Origin of the sequence: Acinetobacter sp. AS167 (genome assembly GCF_037152175.1) — a bacterium.
Lineage (GTDB): Bacteria > Pseudomonadota > Gammaproteobacteria > Pseudomonadales > Moraxellaceae > Acinetobacter.
In genome coordinates, this window is sequence record NZ_JBBCMP010000002.1 from 508,763 (window position 1) to 527,883 (window position 19,121).

Sequence of the window (19,121 nt, forward strand, 5' to 3'; positions counted from 1 at the left end):
ATCATTGTTTTATTGACTGGAATTGGATAAATCATGATTCAAGGGAGGATGATCCACGTGAATCACATCTGAGCCTTGCAGGGAAAGCCCGTTCTTGTTACGCGTATTCTGGGCAGCAGAATAATTATCCCAAATAATACGCGGGTCAAAACTCAGTGAAGCAAACATGGTTAAAACCACGACTGCACCAAAAGCAACCGCGCCCGGCCCAGCGAGAATAGTTGCCAGTGATTGAATCTGAATCAGGGCGGTCAATAAAGCCACCACAAAAACATCAATCATCGACCATCGACCGATAAACTCGACAATCCGATAAAGCATTGAGCAATGCTCAGGTGAAAAATGCAAACGTTTAGAAGACTGCATTTTTACTGCAATCAACAGAAAACACAGAATCAAAAGTTTTAACATGGGAATAAAGATACTGGCCATAAAAATAACAGCAGAAACCAAATAATCCCCATTCTGCCAAAAATAGATCACACCACTCATGATCGTATCTTGCTGACTACCTAACAAAGAATCTGTGACGGTCATCGGAAGTACATTGGCTGGAATATACAAAATACTCGCAGCAATCACTAAAGCAAGGGTTCTGTCTAAGCTCTTTGGTTTACGTTGATGCAGCACACTATGACATTTCAAGCAATGTGAAGCGTGTTTTGCTTCAGCCTCTGGAACCTCTTTATTGAGCGTTCCACAGCAATGACAAAGCACTAAAGACAAATCTTTGGCTCTTGGATATTGCAGCGAATTGTTACTGTCTATATTCGCTGAGTATTTTGAAAAATTAGCCTGAGACGGTTCAGTTTTCATGTAAGTCTCCTGTCGATCTCATCCCAAAGATCTTTGACTTTTACTGAGGCAATATAAACCAGTAATACACTCAGTATGGAGAATCCCCATAATGCAACGCCTGGAATCACCACAACCATTCCGACCAGTTTAACCAAGGTGACCAATACCCCAATCAAAAATACCTCAACCATTCCCCATGTTCTAAATAAAAACAAGGTACGAAATGCTGCAACTAAATAACGAGGCCGAACTTTAAAGAAATGAACTGATGAAAGGACATAGAACAGCAGTAACAAATCCAATAGAGGCACCACGAAAGTCGTGATAAGAATCAGCACACCTACGGGCCCTTGCCCGGCATGAAACATCGCCCATGCAGCACCCAGTAGGGTTGTCTGGGAATCATTACCCTGCAATTCCACCTTAACAATCGGAAAACTATTGGCAATCACAAATACGATCAGCGCTGTTGTGACCATTGCCAATAAAACACTAAATGGCTTGCTTTGCCGATAAAGCTCAGCACCACAACAGAGACAATAAGCACGTTCACCTTGGGTCAGCTGAATTCGATGATAGAGCGTGTCACATTCCTCACAGGCAACCAGCGTTTGCGGTGCAATATCACCTTTTTGAATCAATGCTTGCTGATTCATGGGCACAGAAACTGGCGGATAGGAGGACGGCTCACGCATAGAACATCAACACCATTTTATAGATTCTTTTTAGACCGAAGCTCATCTTGCTATATTTTACTGAGATGTATACAGATGAGTTGTGATATTTTTTGATGATATCCTGTTGGTTTTATATAAACAATTGATCTGGCTAAATCTAGTCGAACAATTGACCATGCATTTTATCTATTCTCAATATCAACATATATTTTGACATGATTAAATACACAGTCGTTGCACCAAAAAATCGATAAAGACACGGGTTTTTGCAGGCAAGGTTCCCGTATTCGGATAAAGCAATTGGACGTTTTGTACAGGTAAATCAAAATCAGCTAACACCCGAGTTAAACGATTTTGCTGAATATCTTCATCGACCAACCAAGCTGGAGATATCGCAACACCCAATGAAGCAAGTGTCATCTGATGTATCGCTTCTGCCGAATTAGATTCATACTGACTTCTAACAAAAGGCAATGTATGTTTTTCACCTTGATCATTTTGTAAAACATATTGCGCATCCTGCCAATTCAATAAACGATGACCAATCCAAGGAACATGTGCTAAATCAGCAATACTATTGATCGGATAACGTTTTAAAAATTCAGGGCTGGCAACTAAATAAATCGGATATTCAGCAATTTTTCGTGTCCGCATGGATGAGTCTTTTAAGTTTCCTAACCGAATGACCAAATCTAATTTTTCAGTGACCAAATCATCTAAAGAGGAATTAAAAGAATATTGTAGTTGTAATTGAGGATATTGGTGGCAAAACTCCCCCAGCAAAGGCAAGATGAATTTCCGCCCAAATTCATTGGTCGATGAAAAACGTAATATCCCTGTGATACTTGTGGCTAAGTTTTGACTGCGCTCAAAAGCTTCTTCGATTTGCAATTGAATGTGTTTGAAATCCTCATAAAAGCTTTTGCCTATTTCAGTCAGTGCGATATTACGCGTATTACGTATTAGCAAACTCACATTTAAATGCTGTTCTAAATGCTTGATATCAATACTCACCATCGATCGACTTAAACCCAAAATCTCTGCTGCCTTGGTAAATGATCCTGAATCAACCACTTGCAGAAAACTTATAATCTGTTTTAGGTTTTTTTGCATAATCACACTGATTGTTTGAAATTATTAAACAATGATTTTACTTCGCATGCATCGACAATAAAAGGACTGAATCGTACCCTCCTGCATCTTGGAGGTCGCTATGTCATATCGCTATAAAATAGCAACAGTGTTTTTACTTGGGTTCTTTATTGATTGCATCAATATTTTCATGTCTGCAATTGCCTTACCCGATATAGCAACAGCTTTCTCAGTCAGCCCATCGATGGTTGCATGGGTAAGCAATGCTTATATTTTAGGTTTGGTTTTAATCATGCCCATGAGCTTATGGTTAGCAAGCGTATTGGGTGATCGGAAATTGCTGTGTTATTCAATGCTGCTCTTTTCCGTCAGCGTTTGGTTGATTGGCATGAGTGAATCAATCCATAGTTTAATTTTTTGGAGATTTGTTCAGGGTGTGGCTGGCGGATTATTAATCCCTGTCGGTCAAGCATTGGTATTTGCACTGTTTCCAAACCATGAACGGCAACGTATCTCCACAATGATCATGGCAATCGCATTAATTGCACCCGCCTTTTCACCAACGATTGGCGGCATAATTATTGATGCTTTATCTTGGCGTTGGGTGTTTTTTGCCAATATCCCCTTTACCATGATCACTGCTTTTTTAGCATGGCGATGGATCAAAGAAACTCAAGCTAAAACGTCTGGGAAACCTGACTTTTTAGGACTGTTTATGGTCAATGTCAGCCTGTTGTGTTTGTTACTCTCTTTCTCATTATTTAACGATTACCATAGTGTTGTACTCGCGATCAGTAGCTTTCTGCTTTCCGTCACAATGCTTCTGATTTATCTCAAATACGCGAAAGGATCTGCTCATCCAATCCTTAATTTGCAATTGTTAAAAAATTATAATTTACGCAATGCATTTATCGTTTATTACGCAGTACCCGGTATTTTTACTGGTGTGAATTTACTGAATATCTTTAATTTACAACGTAACCTTGAGTTTAATGCAAAACAGACTGGCTTATTTATGCTGCTCTATGCAGTGGGTGCATTGGTATCGATGACCAGTGGTGGACTTCTCTATCGCCATCTCGGTAAAAAGCAGCTTTTTATAATCGGTATTACGCTACATAGTTTAGGAATTTCACTGTTGTTCTGGGTCTCAAACGCCAATGATTTAAGTACCTTAATTGTTGCTTATCTACTGATGGGAATGGGTGGTGGTCTAAGTGCCAATACTGCCCAAATCAGTGCCCTCATCGATTTTAACGGCCAAGACTTATTACAAGGCAGTGTGCTGTGGAACATTAATCGACAAGTCGCTTTTAGTTTAGGTACAGTTGCCCTTATTTCAATCTTTAGTCTGTTGCCTGCTGCAAATGACTTAATACGTTATCAGCATACTTTTTTGATTGCAGCTGTGCTGTGCCTTTTATCATTAATTTCCATTTTTAAGGAGAAAACCCATGTCTAATCCTATGGACAATGCATTACAACATGTCATCGATTTACATATTTTGATTGAAAACGTATTTACAGGTCAAAATGCAAAAGAAAGCCTAAATCAACTCTTAGCCAGTTTTGACCCAAATTTTAAAATGATTACGCCGCAAGGCAATGTCATTGGTTTACCCGAAATAAATGCCTTGTTTAGTCAAAATATAGGGAATAAACCTGCATTAAAAATTAAAATTTTAAATACTCGCGCGTTATTTGAAGCAGACAACCACTGCTGGATTCAATATCAAGAACATCAACAAAGCCATGAACCTGATACATTACGGATATCGACGGCTTGTATCAAAGTTGAGTCAGGTCAATGTTATTGGGTTTATCTACATGAAACATTGGTCAATCTTCACCTAGAAATTTCAAGCCAGTAGAATTTACGAGTAGATGCAGTCCATCGCTACTTTCTTGATAGCTAATCGCAATATCAATATGTTTTTGTCTTCTAAAAAGCGTTTTGTAGTCTGGCGCTGTCCAATCTAATATGCAAAGGGCTTTGTTGCACAAAGATTTATAATTTGAAGCATCCCCCAACTCACTCAAATTTAAGTTACAACTCGGGTATGAGGACGACCTAACTCTGTAAATCTATTAAGTACGGCCACACGTGCATGAATCTCATTGACTTGGCTTTGAAAGTTTCTTGAATGTAGTCGATCGCCTAATAATTTGATGCAATGCATCTTGGTTTCGACCAAACTCCGCTGATGATAGCCTGACCATTTTTTCCATAGTGTCCTACCTAAAAGTTTAACTGTTTGAAGTAATTCATTTCGCTATTGCGAATGAACTTTTTTATCTTTCCAAGGTTTAGCATTTTTTCTGGGTAGGATTACTGCATGAGCTTGCCGATCGGAAATCACTTCTCGACATTGTTTCCTATCATAAGCTCCATCAGTATAAACGGAATCGATTGGTTCATCTGGTGGAATCTGATTAAGTAAATCACCGAGTACCTGAGAATCACTGACGTTGTTTTTAGTGAGCTGAACTGCACGTATTTGCAGGGTTTCAGCATCGATACCAATATGTAATTTACGCCATTGTCGATGATATCCAGGCTGATGTTTCTTACGTTTCCACTCACCTTCACCCAAAAACTTTAGCCCAGTGGAGTCGACTAATAGATGAAGTCCATCATTACTTTTCTGATAGTGAATTGCGATATCAACATGTTTTTGGCGACGGCACAGCGTAGAATAATCGGGCACTGTCCAGTTTAATCCTGATAATTTAATTAAACTTCGAATAAAACCCTTGACCATGCGTAACGTGAGTCTGAACAGAGATTTAATCATTAAGCAACATTGTATCGCTGCATCTGAATAGGTTGGAGTACGCCCTTGTTTGCCATTTTCCTTAGCATACCACTGGGTATTTGGATCAAACCAAATGGTGAGATCACCACGATTAATTAGAGCTTGGTTGTACGAGGACCAATTGATAGTACGATAGATTTTCGGGGTAGGCTTCTTCATTCGAAAATTATATTGCTAAAGAAGCCTTTAAGAACAGGTTTGTGCAACAAAGCCTTTTCTTTGCTCTAATTCTCTCGAATGAACGCCTGAAGATAACAACAAGTACACTTGGCTTTAATTATTTTACAAGCATTAAAGAAATTCTAAATTTCTATGCCTAAATTAAAGAAACCAACTTTGTGTTCAATGGTTTGTAATTTTTGAGTTAAAAGAAAGCCACCATCTTTAATCAAGATTTAAAACCTTGCTCAAAATAGGTAACTTTCTATTTTTCAAAATTAATAACTAACCAAGTCTGAATAGTGCCCCTTTATCTCATTAAGCGTTTTAATTTCATAAGGTAAACCCACATAGTTTTCAGCCAATGTAGTTAAACCCGCATGTGAGTCTAAAATATAACTCAATTCAGCCTGCTTAATTTTATGATCAAACTCACTTTCCGTTTCAAAACGATGCAGTAAATGCGTCATCCACCATGAAAAACGTTCTGCTTTCCACACACGTTTTAAGCATTTTTCAGAATATTCCTCTATGCCTTGTTCTGAACCATTGAGATAAAATTCAATAAAGGCATTTGACAAATAAGCGATATCAGATGCAGCTAAATTTAAACCTTTTGCTCCTGTTGGCGGAACGATATGCGCCGCATCACCAGCTAGAAATAGTTTGCCAAATCGCATCGGCTCAGTCACAAAGCTGCGTAAAGGTGCGATACTTTTTTCAATTGAAGTGCCTGTAACTAAATTTTTACGACTTTCTTCATCAAGGCGATTTTTTAATTCATCCCAAAATCGTTCGTCAGACCATTCATCAACATGATCTGTCACAGGAACTTGCAAATAATATCGGCTACGGGTTTTTGAACGCATACTACATAAAGCAAAACCACGCTCTGACTGCACATAGATCAACTCATCTGAAACAGGTGGAACATCTGCAAGTACCCCCAACCAACCGAATGGATAAATCTTTTCAAAAGTTTTGATTTTATCTTGTGGCACACTTGCACGACAAATCCCATGATAGCCATCACAGCCTGCAATAAAATCACATCTAAGTTGGTAGGTTTGACCATTTTGCTGAAAGCTAACATACGGGTTTTGCTCAAAATCATGAATTTGCACATGCTCAGCTTCATAGTAAGTGCATAAACCTGCCGCTTCACGTGCATGCATTAAATCTTTTGTGACTTCCGTTTGTCCATAAACCGTAACTTGTTTACCCTGAGTTAACTCAGATAAATCCACACGATGTTTCAAGCCATTGGTTAAAATTTCAATACCATCATGCGCTAAGCCAAACTTCTTGAGATTTTCATCCACACCCGCTTGCTTCAATAAATCAACCGATACTTGTTCAAGTATCCCTGCTCGAATACGTGCAGCTACATATTCAGCACTACGTTGCTCAATGAGCACATGCGAGATACCCGCTTTAAACAACAGTTGTCCAAGCAATAGCCCGGCTGGACCTGAACCAATAATCGCAACTTGTGTGGTTAAATTTTCCATAACATTTTCTCCATATCCTGACCATTAAATTAATTTTTTTGATCTATTTTTGATATGGTGAAAACTGGATAATCACCGTATAGTGGCAGTAATGACCGTATATCGGCCATAAAATCATAATCGGGAAGGGATGAACGATGAGATACGATTTAATTGAGAACGAAGTTTCAGGTGAAACCATTAAGCAAGATGATTACATCGCTGGACTGGCCAAAGGACTAAGTTTACTTGAAGCCTTTGGGGTTGATCGCCAAAAACTCAATTCAACTCAAATTGCAGAACGCACTGGATTGAGCCGTACAGCGGCACGAAGATATTTACGAACTTTAAAATATTTAGGTTATTTAGAAACTGATGACCACTATTTTTGGTTAACTCACAAAGTATTACGCTTATCGAGCTCCTATTTAAGTTCTGCACATTTGCCTAAAGTTGTGCAACCTATTCTCAATCTGTTAAGCGCACAAACCAGTCTAACTTTTTCACTGGTGGTTTTAGATGAACATGAAGTCGTTCCGATTGCCCGAAGCTACTTACCTCAACACGATAATTTGCGCTTAAGCCCTTATGGGATGCATTTGGGCAATCGTTTGCCTGCACATGCAACTTCAACAGGCAAGGTTTTATTGGCAGCATTAAATTTAGAAGAACAGAAACACTGGGTAAATAACTATAGTTTGAAACGCCTCACCGCTTATACCATTCAAGATGAAGCTCAGTTTTACCAAGTATTGGCAGAAATTCAAAAACAAGATTATTGTTTATCAAAAGAACAACATGAATTAGGGGTTATTGCCATTGCAGTCCCCGTATTAAATGCACAAGGTAAAGCGGTCGCTGCATTAAACTGTATTGCACAAACATATCGGGTCACTGAAGAACAACTGATTCAGCAGGTCTTACCATTACTAAGAAATACAGCTTATGAATTGAGAAGTATGGTTTAAAATTATTCCAAAAACTTTTTTATGAATACCGAAATTACTAAATACCTTTTTTATTTTAGAAATAGCTGGCTTTTATGTAAAAGGCACCAGATTGGGGAACAATGGTTCAATTCGACCTATTCTACCAAAATCATTCACCGTATTATTATCATATTTATTTTCTGAAACTTGAGTTAATTCAAAAATATTCATTACTGTTTATAGTGGTAACTGCTCCCGATAAAGGATGAATCTTCACATATGCTAAGTTTTACACATTCAATTGAGCTGTCTAAAGCACTTTTTGAAAACCTCCATGTAGATTTTTTAAAGTGGAGTGAATTTTATAAGTATGTTGTGGATTAAGATTCAATTTACGCAATGGTCCTTTAGGTGCTTGAGTTTTAGGAACAATATTTTAAAATGCTTTTAGTATAGTACCCGTACATCCTATAGTTATGAGTAGCGCTATTGTTAAAACGGCTACCACACCAATTTTTAGTAGTTTGCGCATATTTATAGTCTTACTCTTTTGACCAATATACTCATCATTCGCTTTATCATAGTGCACTGAGGGTGTTCTTAGGCGGATTCATCTAAGCTTGATAGTGCCTATAAACTCACATCATCAAGCCTCAAGCATTCATAATTGAAAAAACACCCGAAGGTGCTTTTTAAAAATCAGATACTATTTAATCGCCTGCGCATAACGGTCACTAACTTTCTGCCAATTCACAACTGACCAAAATGCTTTGGTATAGTCAGCTCTGCGATTTTGATATTTTAAATAATACGCATGTTCCCAAACATCCAAACCAAGTAAAGGCTTGCCTTTGACTTCAGCAATATCCATTAGTGGATTATCTTGATTTGGGGTAGAGCTTACATCCAGCTTACCTTCTGGTGTCACAATCAACCAAGCCCAGCCTGAGCCAAAACGTCCTGTGGCAGCTTCATTAAATTTTTTCTGGAAATTTTCAAATGAGCCAAAGTCATTATTAATTTGTTTTAACAATGCTACTGAAGGTTTTCCTGATTTGGATACGGGGGTTAAGCTTTCCCAGAAAAAAGCATGGTTGAAATGTCCACCACCATTGTTGCGAACTGCTGCGTTATACTTTGAAATTTGAGCTTGGATGGCTTCAATATTTAATTTATCTAAAGCAGGATAGTTCTTAATTTGTGCATTTAAATTATCAACATAAGCTTTATGGTGCTTGCCGAAATGGATCTCCATGGTTGTTTGATCAATTGCCGGCTCTAGTGCATTAACACTATAAGGTAATGGTGCTTGCTTGAATTCAGCGTTCGCAGAAAAACTCAGCCCTGCGATTACCGCAACGACTAAGGTTTTTAAACTTTTATTCATCAGACTTCCACTTAAATGATAATACAAATCATTTACACGCTATAGGTATTCGCTCTTATTGTCAAATCTTAATAACCTTCTTATTCAGATATGTATAAAAATCAGAACATAAAAAACACCTGAAGAAAGCTTTTTATTTGAAAGTATTTTCACCAATGTTAAAGTAATGTTTACGCAAAGATTTAGTTTATAAAAGCCTAAAATTCGAGCTTGAATCAAGAAAAATTAAACATATATAAAACTTATTAAATTTATCTCATGAATTAGTAGAAAACTCCCTTCTAATCGCCTTTTTAAACTATACTCAGAGGCCTACAACATTCTATATTTTTATCTAAGCTTCAATAATCTTTATCTGGCCTAATCTATATTATCAGATTTTATTTTACTCGTTGCCTAGAGTATTAAAATAAATAGTTGAATTCTCACCATGAAATTGAAAAAATTTTTTGATTAACGACATGTGTGATCTTAACGCTATAACCTGCACTTTTAAATTCTTTTGTCAAAGCATCAATTTCAGATAAACTAATACCACTTGCAATATATTCATTAGCAAATTTTTCTCCACGACCAGCATTGGCTATAATATTATTGATCAAGTTACTTTTAAGTTGATATAGAGAATCATCCTGAGATGAATCTGAGATTTTCTTTGCCTCATAGGCCGGAATTATGATCATAACTTTATCTCATCTAATCAAATACAATCTATATCCAGATGACATCAAGAAGAATTTATGAGTGCCAAATAAATACTTACAAAATATATATTAGAAAAAAATACCCATGCTTTGGGGAAAGATGGGTATATAAACTTAACAAAGCGTTTTTCTTAACTTTAATAATATAGACTAAACAAAATTATTTCAATTTTATTTAAATTTAAATACATGTTTTAGAAACCATTTCTGATTAAAGTACATAAAAAATTTACTTATGAGCGTATTGAGAGGTTAAATTTCAATAAATTTGTTCATAAATAAAGAGCGGTTTAGTTTGTTAAATATTTATTAGGTAAATATCCAATAAAAATTAGATAAATCCAAATCCTAAAAATTCCTGTTTTTATTTAGTGCATTAAATTACATGATTTATTTACATTTTTTAATATTAAACTTATATCTATTATTTTAAAAAACTCATATTTTACTCGATTAAACAAAAAAATATAAATTAATTTAATTATCTCTTAAAATAATTTACTAATCCAACAATCTGGGAATATCTTCAATTTTAAAATCAGCATCATATTTTCTTTTAATAAGGTAAACCAACTCATCAAACATGTTCTGATAATTCTCTGCCCTATTCTGAGCACTTATAACATGTTGTGTGGAGTCAATAACGATCGCAAGTAATTGCTCATTCTCAGAACAAAGGCTGCTTATTTCTTTTTCTGCTTTTTCCAAAGCTTTGATGAGTTGCTCTTTATTCATTTTTTCAACACTCAAATTTTATAACGTAGATAATTTTTTTAAATTTTACCTCACATTTCAAGAGCTTTTATTTGCTAAATATTTAATAAATAAAATTTATAACAAAAAAATCCTCCTCTAGATAGAGATAAATATATTTTTATTTATTCAATCATTTTTAATTATAAAAATTTTTAATTCAAGGTTTTAAAAACTATGAATTTTAATAAAATAATTTAATTCTTTTGAATACTAGATTTCCCTCATAGATCCAATAAATTTTCATTACGCAAGTTAGAAGCTCATTTCTCTAGAGTATTTTTCTTGATAAATCCAACTAATCTAGCTTAGGTCAAAATGAGTGATGAATGTCTGATGGCTAATATTATCAAAACATATCCTGATCTAATTATTTTAATAGATAATGCTTATTGAACATTTGCAGATAACTTTAAATCTTTGTTTGCAGTTTACCCTGACAATACCATCTTGATTTATTCTTTCGCTAAATATTTTAGTGCAAATGGATAGAGACTTGGAGTCATTGCCTCGAATAATCATAATATTTTAGATAAGAATGTGCGGTACTATCTACTAAGCACAAAAATGAACTAGAACTATATTACTCATCCCTCACCACAGATCCATCTATTATGAAGTTTATCGACTGCCTTCTTGCCGATAGACGAAAATGTTGCATTAAATTACACGGCTGAATTATCCACACCTCAACAAGTTCAAATGGTTCTCTTTGCCTTATTTAATATGATAGAAGCTCCAAAGCTATAAAAAGCAGTGAAATCGCTAGTTCGAGAACGTGATGCGGCCCTTTATAGACTCCTTGGCGTTCAAACTCCACAAGCTCCGAATGCAGTTGATTACTCTACCTTGGTCAATTTAGAAAATACCTCACAAAAACTATATGGTGATGCGTTTGCTGATTGGCTGAGGAAAAATAAGATTCCAACAGAATTACTCTTCCGAGTTGCTGATGAAACAGGTTTAGTACTGCTTCTGGGTTCAGTTTTTGGAGTTTAATATCCTTCTGCCGATGTCTCGCTAACCAATTTAAAGGAATTCCAATATGCAGTAATCAGAGCTTCATTACGAAAATTTGCTGAAGAAGCCTATCAGGAATATAAAAAAGTCAGCAATAAGAATAAATAAGTATTGATAGCTTAATGATTTTTTTTAAAAGAAAAAGATCGCATTAATACGATCTTTTTTGTTTATGAATGAATAGCCAAGTTAAACTCTTTTACCTGTAGCTATCAAATCTCATAACAGTATTCAAACAGTCTTAATTTTGCACTTTACATTTTATTGCTTGTGCTGGAGTAATATTGGTTGCTGAAACTAATTGAGTAGAATCAAAACCTTCTGTTTCCTCTATAAATAAATGATAGTTTTTAATTTGAATCGTTGCCTGTCCTTCATATTGGCAATACCCTTTTTTAATATTGTTTGGTAATTTAAACGTCTTTTTTGCGACATCAAAGTTGCTAAAGCAAAACCATACATCTCGGGTATCACCTTTTGGACGTGGAATGAGTGTAGCTGATGTTTTGTTGGGTTCAAAGCAAATATCATCGCCCATATAATCCAAATATTCAGGGTCTAAATTACGTGAAAATTTTCCAGTTAAAGTGGCTAGTCCCTGATAATTTTTAAAACCAGACTCGGTATTTTTGTATTTGAAGCTTTGTGCTTGTACAAATACTGGCAATATCCCTAAGGCGATCACTAAAATTTTTTTCATCATCATCCTAATCTACATTTTATAAAGTACTAAATTTTCAGTAATCTTACCCAATCTCAACAAATAAAAAAACTACTTAGACATCTATTACAACTACCTTTTACTCAACAATTTGACTTGTTCAATTTGTTGCGTGGTTACTATGAATTTTAGACAATCGTCAGTAAAAATATATAGAAAATAGATTTTAAATTAGACTCATAGTGAACTGACCCCATAAGTTGAGCACAACTCATGGGGTATTTTTATGTTAAGACACTAGTCTTGTGAGTCAGGATACAAAGGACGATTTCCGGGACTAATTCGGTTGATATGCAAAAAGGTCATATGACGTTCGTACTTATCCAGAATGTCATTAATTACCTGCTCTTTGGTGTATCCAACCAAGTCATTGTCCTGTGAACCTTCGTACAAGAAGGTTTCTAAACGATAATAATATTGCATACCGCGTTTACCCCGTTCACTAAAAGTCGGCGCAATATAACGCACAGGCCAGATCTGATAAACGAAATTAAACTCTTCTTCGATGTAGATGGTTAAATCAAGATGATACAGCGTATCACTATCTTCAACCTCTCCCTGCATTACTTCGATATTCATCCCACGTTTAACCAACTCATCCGCAACCGTCTGAACTGCAGGTTTACACACACTATCGAGCATACTTAGTGTTTCGCTGCTGCCAGGATGATACATGACGCGAGACAAACGTTGCTTCCAATTTAGAATATCAACATTACCTACAACAGGCGCTGCATTTGGGCTACGACTCGCTTTACGATAATCCTCTAAGCGCAAGGATTTATACAAACCTGCCATCACTAACAACATGACAAAACTGAAGGGTAATCCCATGATGACCGTTGCACTTTGCAAGGCGGTAATTCCATTAGCCATCAGCATGGCTATAGTCAGTAAGCCGATTGCAGTAGCCCAGAAGATACGCAACCAACGAGGTGCATCATTATCAACATTTGAGAATTTGGTCGTGAAGTTCCCAAGAACCAAAGCTCCTGAATCTGCCGAAGTGACATAGAATAGTAAACCGGTAATTGTGGCAATACCCGCAATAAAGGCAAAGCCTGGATACTGAGCAAGTAAATCATAGAAGCCATGTGCGGGATTGGTCAATACGGTTTGTGCCAATGTGGTATTACCATCAAAGATCACGCTATGTAAGGCACTATTACCGAAAATAGACAACCATGTGATGGTGAACAATAGCGGAATGATCAAAGTACCGCAGACGAATTCACGGATCGTACGGCCACGAGAAATCCTCGCCAGAAATAAGCCTACAAATGGAGACCATGCTACCCACCATGCCCAGAAGAACAAGGTCCAGCTATTCATCCAGTCTTTTGGTCGATCAAAGGCAAAACTTTCCAAAGCTAAACTTGGGAAGCGACTAATATAATCACCAAAGTTTTGTACCAGCGCATTCAGCAGAAATTCAGTATTTCCGAGGAACAATACGAACAGCATCAAGCCAATTGCAGCATAGATATTAATTTCTGACAGGACCTTGATGCCTTTATTTACCCCAGCAGTCACCGAAATAATGGTCACAATCACAGCGACTAAAATCAGGGCAACCTGAACCCAGAGATTTTCTGGGATATCAAACAGCACATGTAGACCATAATTGATCTGAACTACTGCAATACCGCAGGTAGTAGCAATACCAAAGATTGTGCCGATCACGGCAGCAATATCCACAGTATGCCCAATAGGACCATCAATTTTTTTACCAAAGATTGGATATAGTGCAGAACGAATGGTTAATGGCAAATTATAGCGGTAACTAAAATATCCCAATGCCATCCCCACCAAAGCATACATCCCCCACCCTGTTAAACCATAGTGGAATAATGTCCAGACCATGCCCTGACGTGCAGCTTCATAAGTCTGTCCTTCACCTATGGGTGGATTCATATAGTGTGATAACGGCTCCGCAACCGAGAAGAACATTAAGTCTGTCCCAATCCCCGCAGCGAACAACATCGCTGACCAACTCAGTAAACTAAACTCAGGTTTCGAGTGTTTAGGACCAAGTTTGATATCGCCATAACGTGAAAAGGCAATAAAAATCACAAAGATTAAATACAATGTTGCAGCTAATAAATAATACCAACTGAATTTATCACTGACCCAAGCCAATACCACATTCAATAAATGATTGGCAAAGTCATTAAATAAAATCGTAACAAGTGCAAATGTTAAAATAAGTAGAGCTGAAACATAAAAGACCACACGATTCAAATGATCTTTATTCGCTAATGTAGCATCATCAACCGCTCTTGGATTATCTGTCGCCATACAATCCTCAGGAAGTTAGAGAAGAAAAAGAAGATATTCATCTACGTCTTTCCATCGCTAAATCAATGAAAATAAATATTTGAATAGAAAATGAAAAACAAAAGTTATTTACCCAATTAAAATGTTTCAGATTTTTTCAGTTATGTGATGACTGAGTTAATGTCTTTATCACTTGCATTGCTATAGGACTAAATTGGTCCTCTTTAAGTGTATTGGCTGAGCCAAACATATACAGCACAATAATGATAGAAAACGATATACCAGAACAGCGCGTTAGAGTCGAAACTTCCTACCAACACCTGTCAAATGCATACTATGCTAATCGCCACAGACCAAAAAATTAGTAAACAAATTGGTGATACACTTTCATTACTTCCCCTTTTAAGGAAAGATTTGCGAGCTGAGTATAACAGAACCTACAAATTCAAAAATAATACGAAACAAATCACAACACCCCATTTACATAAGGATTGAAAGATTAAAAGGAAAAATGAGACCGAGTCACCGGAGATTTTTGCTATTGTTCTAAGATAAATCACAATATTGCTAAAATCGGCATTCAATCACCAGATAAAATTCGGGCGAAAAAAGCGTAGACCAAGCATAGCATCACTTATGATCAGAATACTTCCCCCCAAAATAAAACAGATATTCCCTAAAAAAGGAACTGCCAGCTCAAATTTGAGCTAATACATATAAATCTTTCCCTCTTTTTACATCCCACTTCAATATCGAAGTCAAAGGGTAAAATCCGTAAAGCCTCATGTCGATATTTAATGAAAAATTCGACACGTATATATAGATATGTTGATAAAACTTATAAAAATCAGCATAAGATATTAAATGTGTTGATGACATCAGCATAATGCAATTTGAATAAGGCAGCTATTTTTAAAGCAATTGCAATACATCCACTTAAACCTTAGCCACTTTCGCCTTCAAACTTTTTAAAACTATATTTTGACTCTTTTATATCTTGGTATTGACTCGCCTTATGTGTTAATTCAAAAACAAGATAAAGTTAGAAATTTTCTTTCCAATAAAAAATCTATCATTGAATAAACAAAATAAAGGATCAAAAAATGAAAAAATTCCTACTTCTCTTCCTCTTAATTAGTGGTGAAACTTGGGCTGAGTTGCCAAAATCCAAATCATTATGTCAAATCCAAGCTCAACAATTAAAATTTGCTCGTTTAGTTGCTCTTAGTAGTCTTTGTGATAAAGATGAAAATTCAACTTACGGAAAAAGCTTAAGTGCTTTGTTTTTAAAAAATCAAAAGAAATGTAAAGTTTCCCGTGAACAGATTGAGCCTACAGATGAACAGGTAATGAATGCTTATGATGAACTCATTGGTTTACCTATAGAACAGCAAAAAATACGATGCAGAACAGCAGATAAACAAATCAAAGCCCATTTCTGAAAACTTACGACTTATTCGGTAAAACTATTTCAGCATAGTGAATTATAAAACTGCTTTGGCTAAGATATAGATGTTGAAAGTAAGATTTCAAGTCACCTGTATTGTGGTAATTTTACGGAAATCCGAATTATTGGCATTCTTGTATACTCTTATCCCGACTATTGAAATTCATAATTGAATTTTTTTTACTTAGACAGAAGTAATTTATAAATTCATATTGTCTAAAGGATTTTCCTTTTTTTAACTCAATACGGATCTGAGTCTCTAAATAATTTGACATAAGCATATCTTTTGAAAAGCAAAAAATATACTTACTATCTTTATTAGATAAATTTTCTAAACTTTGTGCATATATTTTGTTTGATAATTCATCATTGAAACTTCCACTTTCATTTTTAAATGATGTGTCAAACATTGAAAATTCATTAGAATCATAAATTTCTTGGGGTTTTAATGAACAAATGCTCTTATCTTCTAATATTTCATATTGGAAATCAGCTACACGTTTCTCTTTACAACCAATTAATATTATTGATATAAAAAAAACACTTAATATATTAATATTTTTCATGAGATGATAATTCAGAAAATTAAAAAAATTAAAGGAACTAGTGGAATCGGAGTAGAATTAGAAACCAATGTATATCCTGAAGGATTACTTATAATCGGTTGCATTACCTGTCTTATATATTGTGAATTATCAGCTTTATGATTTCGCCAAGCTAAACTGAAATTAATCTGATTATATCCTTCAATTAATCCAAAATAATCAGCTACAATATTAGCCTGTTGCTCAGGATTCAATTTTTTAAAATCTGTATCTTTATTTAATTCATAATTATATGGGTCATAGACAGAATCAGGTAAAGTCCGCTCTAATGTTTGTAGCACTACTCCTCTGCCCATTACATTGATATTAAAGCATAAGAAAGAAACAATACAAAATTTGATCACCCTAGCTCGAAACTTCCTCCATTAACAAAATGATTCCTATACGAAATAGCAGGTATTTTCAGTACCAAGCTAGAATCATCCATTAAACAAAAACTACCCGAAAGTAGTTTTTGTTATCCTAAAAAATCATATTAGCTCGATTCCGAATCCTTATTCCCAAGCTTTGCATTTCATATTTTAATCACAAAAAAAAATCTTATGGAAGATTGAGTCTACGGCAATCTTCATAAATAATTTTGCATTGACTCTCAGGAAAGCCATCATAACTACATGCCTCTAAAACTTTTTTCCGCCCCAAAGCTTTTCTACTACCAGGAACCAACATAGGAACAACATCACTTACTTCTCCTGCTGTTGTTCTAGCTTTATATAATTTATTTGTCCCAACCGCTTGCCCTACAGTCGCACAATGATTGTCATCATAAGTGAACCAAATTCTACAATCAGTCCCACCTTTTTTTTCACAATCTTGCAATGCTTTTTCTTCCAACTTTCCACGGAAAATCTTCGCAGTAGCAAAACCAATAACGCCATTTGTACTCGAAGCTACGTAGCCTTCTGTACTTGGTGTACGTGAGCTTGAACCTGAATACCCCCCATTACCACCACCGGGAATAGGCGCACAGCCTTGTACACCTTGACCACCGACAGGATAATAGCCCGGAGGACAATTCCCCTCAGCATGTGCAGCACCAGAAATAATAATTGAAAATAGAGCCACACAAATTAATGATATAAAATATTGAATGCTCTGCGGTCTATTGTATTTAGTCATAATTGTTTCATCCGTGTTTGTAATTTAATAGGTGAAATATTTATTTGATCTAAATCTTAAAATAATTCTTAGCTAAAAACCACCTTAGGGTGGTTTGGTTTATCATGTCTTTTATTGAATTAAATGTGTGTCGCAATGAAAACCCACTCGGGTGAGTGAGTTTTTGAGTTTTAATCGGCTTGTTGCACAAAGTCTTGAAAGTTAGAGTTTTCCTAAGTGACATAAATTTAAGTCACAACTCTAGTATATGGACGACCTAATTTAGTAAATTTATTGAGCACTGCTACGCGTGCGTGAATCTCACTCACTTGGCTTTGGAAGTTCCCAGCAGTCAGTTTATCTCCTAATAGTTTGATACAGTGCATCTTAGTTTCCACTAAACTTCTTCGATGATAGCCTATCCAATTTTTCCATATCGTCCTGCCCAAATGCTTAATCGTTCATTTCTTTCTAGTGAATGAGTTTTTATATCTTTCCACAGCTTCGCATTCTTTCTTGGTGGAATAACGACATGAGCTTTTCTAGATGCAATCAATTGACAGCAAATCTCAGTGTCATAAGCACCATCGGCATAGATTGAGTCTATTTGTTCTTCTTGTGGAATTTGATGAAATAAATCACCGAGTACCTGTGAATCATTGAGATTGTTTGTTGTGAGCTAAACTGCATGTATTTGCAGGGTTTTAGCATCTATCTCTATGTGTAATTGACGTCATTGGCGACGATACTCGGGTTGGTGTTTCTTTCTTTTCCATCAACCTTCATCTAAAAACTTTAAACCAGCAGAATCCACAAGTAGATGTAATCCATTACTGCTTTTTTGATAGTAAATCGCAATATCAATATGCTTTTGTCTTCTGCAAAGAGTTGAGTAATCTGGTGCTGCCCAATCTAAACCACAAATTTGAATGAGGCTTTAAATAAATCCCGAGGTCATTCGTAAAGTTAAACGAAATAGAGATTTGATCATCAAACAGCATTGAATTGCTGTATCGGAGTAGGTTTGATTTCGTCCTTGTGTGCCTTTTAATGGCGCATACCATTGGGTAGTAGGATCAAACCAGATCGAGAGATTCCCTCGATTCACCAAAGCTTAGTTGTAATAAGACCAATTCGTTGTACGATAG

General features: G+C 35.9%; 16 protein-coding genes and 5 pseudogenes. 5 read left to right on the forward strand and 16 right to left on the reverse strand.

What is annotated here, in order from left to right:
- Nucleotides 1-9 precede the first annotated feature (9 nt).
- The 3 genes from WFN33_RS05625 to WFN33_RS05635 all read right to left on the reverse strand — a co-directional run bounded on the left by WFN33_RS05625 (nt 10) and on the right by WFN33_RS05635 (nt 2,588).
- On the reverse strand, nt 10-816 hold the full coding sequence (locus WFN33_RS05625; RefSeq protein ID WP_336951995.1) for a paraquat-inducible protein A: 807 nt from the start codon (nt 814-816) through the stop codon (nt 10-12).
- The gene (locus tag WFN33_RS05630; RefSeq protein ID WP_336952138.1) at nt 813-1,454 is read right to left on the reverse strand and encodes a paraquat-inducible protein A; all 642 of its coding nucleotides are present in this window, start codon (nt 1,452-1,454) and stop codon (nt 813-815) included. The genes WFN33_RS05625 and WFN33_RS05630 overlap by 4 nt, the downstream gene beginning before the upstream one ends.
- A gap of 240 nt (nt 1,455-1,694) precedes the next feature.
- Nucleotides 1,695-2,588, reverse strand: coding sequence for a LysR family transcriptional regulator (locus tag WFN33_RS05635; protein WP_336951996.1), 894 nt, complete (start codon nt 2,586-2,588; stop codon nt 1,695-1,697).
- A gap of 100 nt (nt 2,589-2,688) precedes the next feature.
- Between WFN33_RS05635 and WFN33_RS05640 the strand changes: the two genes are divergently transcribed.
- Both WFN33_RS05640 and WFN33_RS05645 read left to right on the forward strand, forming a co-directional pair.
- Nucleotides 2,689-4,029, forward strand: a complete 1,341-nt coding sequence (locus tag WFN33_RS05640; RefSeq protein ID WP_336951997.1) for an MFS transporter — start codon at nt 2,689-2,691, stop codon at nt 4,027-4,029.
- Nucleotides 4,022-4,438 carry a hypothetical protein gene (locus WFN33_RS05645; protein ID WP_336951998.1) on the forward strand — a complete coding sequence of 139 codons (417 nt, stop codon included), beginning with the start codon at nt 4,022-4,024 and terminating at the stop codon, nt 4,436-4,438. The genes WFN33_RS05640 and WFN33_RS05645 overlap by 8 nt, the downstream gene beginning before the upstream one ends.
- Here WFN33_RS05645 and WFN33_RS05650 read toward each other — a convergent pair.
- From WFN33_RS05650 to pobA, 3 genes and pseudogenes are all read right to left on the reverse strand, one after another.
- Nucleotides 4,413-4,556: pseudogene (locus WFN33_RS05650) on the reverse strand (transposase); the annotation flags it as partial. The gene WFN33_RS05645 and the pseudogene WFN33_RS05650 overlap by 26 nt on opposite strands.
- A gap of 53 nt (nt 4,557-4,609) precedes the next feature.
- Nucleotides 4,610-5,542, reverse strand: a pseudogene (locus tag WFN33_RS05655) (IS5 family transposase).
- 278 nt (nt 5,543-5,820) lie between these two features.
- The gene (pobA, locus tag WFN33_RS05660) at nt 5,821-7,053 is read right to left on the reverse strand and encodes a 4-hydroxybenzoate 3-monooxygenase (RefSeq protein WP_336951999.1); all 1,233 of its coding nucleotides are present in this window, start codon (nt 7,051-7,053) and stop codon (nt 5,821-5,823) included.
- 137 nt (nt 7,054-7,190) lie between these two features.
- Here pobA and WFN33_RS05665 point away from each other — a divergent pair, with 137 nt between their 5' ends.
- Entirely contained in the window at nt 7,191-8,000 is an 810-nt protein-coding gene (locus WFN33_RS05665) for an IclR family transcriptional regulator domain-containing protein (protein ID WP_336952000.1), read from the forward strand.
- A 667-nt stretch (nt 8,001-8,667) separates the two neighbouring features.
- Here WFN33_RS05665 and WFN33_RS05670 read toward each other — a convergent pair.
- From WFN33_RS05670 to WFN33_RS05680, 3 genes are all read right to left on the reverse strand, one after another.
- Complete coding sequence (locus WFN33_RS05670; RefSeq protein WP_336952001.1) at nt 8,668-9,348, reverse strand: superoxide dismutase; 681 nt, start codon at nt 9,346-9,348, stop codon at nt 8,668-8,670.
- 425 nt (nt 9,349-9,773) lie between these two features.
- Nucleotides 9,774-10,031, reverse strand: coding sequence for a hypothetical protein (locus WFN33_RS05675; RefSeq protein WP_336952002.1), 258 nt, complete (start codon nt 10,029-10,031; stop codon nt 9,774-9,776).
- Between the two features lie 522 nt (nt 10,032-10,553).
- Nucleotides 10,554-10,787, reverse strand: coding sequence for a hypothetical protein (locus WFN33_RS05680; RefSeq protein WP_336952003.1), 234 nt, complete (start codon nt 10,785-10,787; stop codon nt 10,554-10,556).
- A gap of 264 nt (nt 10,788-11,051) precedes the next feature.
- On the opposite strand from WFN33_RS05680, the pseudogene WFN33_RS05685 reads away from it, so the two are divergent.
- Nucleotides 11,052-11,933 (forward strand): annotated as a pseudogene (locus WFN33_RS05685) (aminotransferase class I/II-fold pyridoxal phosphate-dependent enzyme); the annotation flags it as partial.
- A 133-nt stretch (nt 11,934-12,066) separates the two neighbouring features.
- On the opposite strand, the gene WFN33_RS05690 reads toward WFN33_RS05685, so the two are convergent.
- From WFN33_RS05690 to WFN33_RS20430, 3 genes and pseudogenes are all read right to left on the reverse strand, one after another.
- Nucleotides 12,067-12,525, reverse strand: a complete 459-nt coding sequence (locus tag WFN33_RS05690; RefSeq protein WP_336952004.1) for a hypothetical protein — start codon at nt 12,523-12,525, stop codon at nt 12,067-12,069.
- A gap of 258 nt (nt 12,526-12,783) precedes the next feature.
- Nucleotides 12,784-14,844, reverse strand: a complete 2,061-nt coding sequence (locus WFN33_RS05695) for a choline transporter (protein ID WP_336952005.1) — start codon at nt 14,842-14,844, stop codon at nt 12,784-12,786.
- 136 nt (nt 14,845-14,980) lie between these two features.
- Nucleotides 14,981-15,296, reverse strand: a pseudogene (locus tag WFN33_RS20430) (BCCT family transporter); the annotation flags it as partial.
- A gap of 630 nt (nt 15,297-15,926) precedes the next feature.
- Here WFN33_RS20430 and WFN33_RS05700 point away from each other — a divergent pair.
- Complete coding sequence (locus tag WFN33_RS05700; protein ID WP_336952006.1) at nt 15,927-16,265, forward strand: hypothetical protein; 339 nt, start codon at nt 15,927-15,929, stop codon at nt 16,263-16,265.
- Nucleotides 16,266-16,392: 127 nt separating this feature from the next.
- Here the strand turns inward: WFN33_RS05700 and WFN33_RS05705 are convergent, their stop codons facing one another.
- The 4 genes and pseudogenes from WFN33_RS05705 to WFN33_RS05720 all read right to left on the reverse strand — a co-directional run bounded on the left by WFN33_RS05705 (nt 16,393) and on the right by WFN33_RS05720 (nt 19,084).
- Entirely contained in the window at nt 16,393-16,836 is a 444-nt protein-coding gene (locus tag WFN33_RS05705; protein ID WP_336952007.1) for a hypothetical protein, read from the reverse strand.
- Between the two features lie 11 nt (nt 16,837-16,847).
- Nucleotides 16,848-17,156, reverse strand: coding sequence for a hypothetical protein (locus tag WFN33_RS05710; protein ID WP_336952008.1), 309 nt, complete (start codon nt 17,154-17,156; stop codon nt 16,848-16,850).
- Nucleotides 17,157-17,415: 259 nt separating this feature from the next.
- Complete coding sequence (locus WFN33_RS05715; RefSeq protein WP_336952009.1) at nt 17,416-17,994, reverse strand: DUF4189 domain-containing protein; 579 nt, start codon at nt 17,992-17,994, stop codon at nt 17,416-17,418.
- A 227-nt stretch (nt 17,995-18,221) separates the two neighbouring features.
- Nucleotides 18,222-19,084, reverse strand: a pseudogene (locus WFN33_RS05720) (IS5 family transposase).
- Nucleotides 19,085-19,121 lie beyond the last annotated feature (37 nt).

Coding starts and splice junctions, on each gene's coding strand:
- WFN33_RS05625 (WP_336951995.1), bottom strand. CDS start 816: ATGAAAACTGAACCGTCTCAGGCTAATTTTTCAAAATACTCAGCGAAT.
- WFN33_RS05630 (WP_336952138.1), bottom strand. CDS start 1,454: ATGAATCAGCAAGCATTGATTCAAAAAGGTGATATTGCACCGCAAACG.
- WFN33_RS05635 (WP_336951996.1), bottom strand. CDS start 2,588: ATGCAAAAAAACCTAAAACAGATTATAAGTTTTCTGCAAGTGGTTGAT.
- WFN33_RS05640 (WP_336951997.1), top strand. CDS start 2,689: ATGTCATATCGCTATAAAATAGCAACAGTGTTTTTACTTGGGTTCTTT.
- WFN33_RS05645 (WP_336951998.1), top strand. CDS start 4,022: ATGTCTAATCCTATGGACAATGCATTACAACATGTCATCGATTTACAT.
- pobA (WP_336951999.1), bottom strand. CDS start 7,053: ATGGAAAATTTAACCACACAAGTTGCGATTATTGGTTCAGGTCCAGCC.
- WFN33_RS05665 (WP_336952000.1), top strand. CDS start 7,191: ATGAGATACGATTTAATTGAGAACGAAGTTTCAGGTGAAACCATTAAG.
- WFN33_RS05670 (WP_336952001.1), bottom strand. CDS start 9,348: ATGAATAAAAGTTTAAAAACCTTAGTCGTTGCGGTAATCGCAGGGCTG.
- WFN33_RS05675 (WP_336952002.1), bottom strand. CDS start 10,031: ATGATCATAATTCCGGCCTATGAGGCAAAGAAAATCTCAGATTCATCT.
- WFN33_RS05680 (WP_336952003.1), bottom strand. CDS start 10,787: ATGAATAAAGAGCAACTCATCAAAGCTTTGGAAAAAGCAGAAAAAGAA.
- WFN33_RS05690 (WP_336952004.1), bottom strand. CDS start 12,525: ATGAAAAAAATTTTAGTGATCGCCTTAGGGATATTGCCAGTATTTGTA.
- WFN33_RS05695 (WP_336952005.1), bottom strand. CDS start 14,844: ATGGCGACAGATAATCCAAGAGCGGTTGATGATGCTACATTAGCGAAT.
- WFN33_RS05700 (WP_336952006.1), top strand. CDS start 15,927: ATGAAAAAATTCCTACTTCTCTTCCTCTTAATTAGTGGTGAAACTTGG.
- WFN33_RS05705 (WP_336952007.1), bottom strand. CDS start 16,836: ATGAAAAATATTAATATATTAAGTGTTTTTTTTATATCAATAATATTA.
- WFN33_RS05715 (WP_336952009.1), bottom strand. CDS start 17,994: ATGACTAAATACAATAGACCGCAGAGCATTCAATATTTTATATCATTA.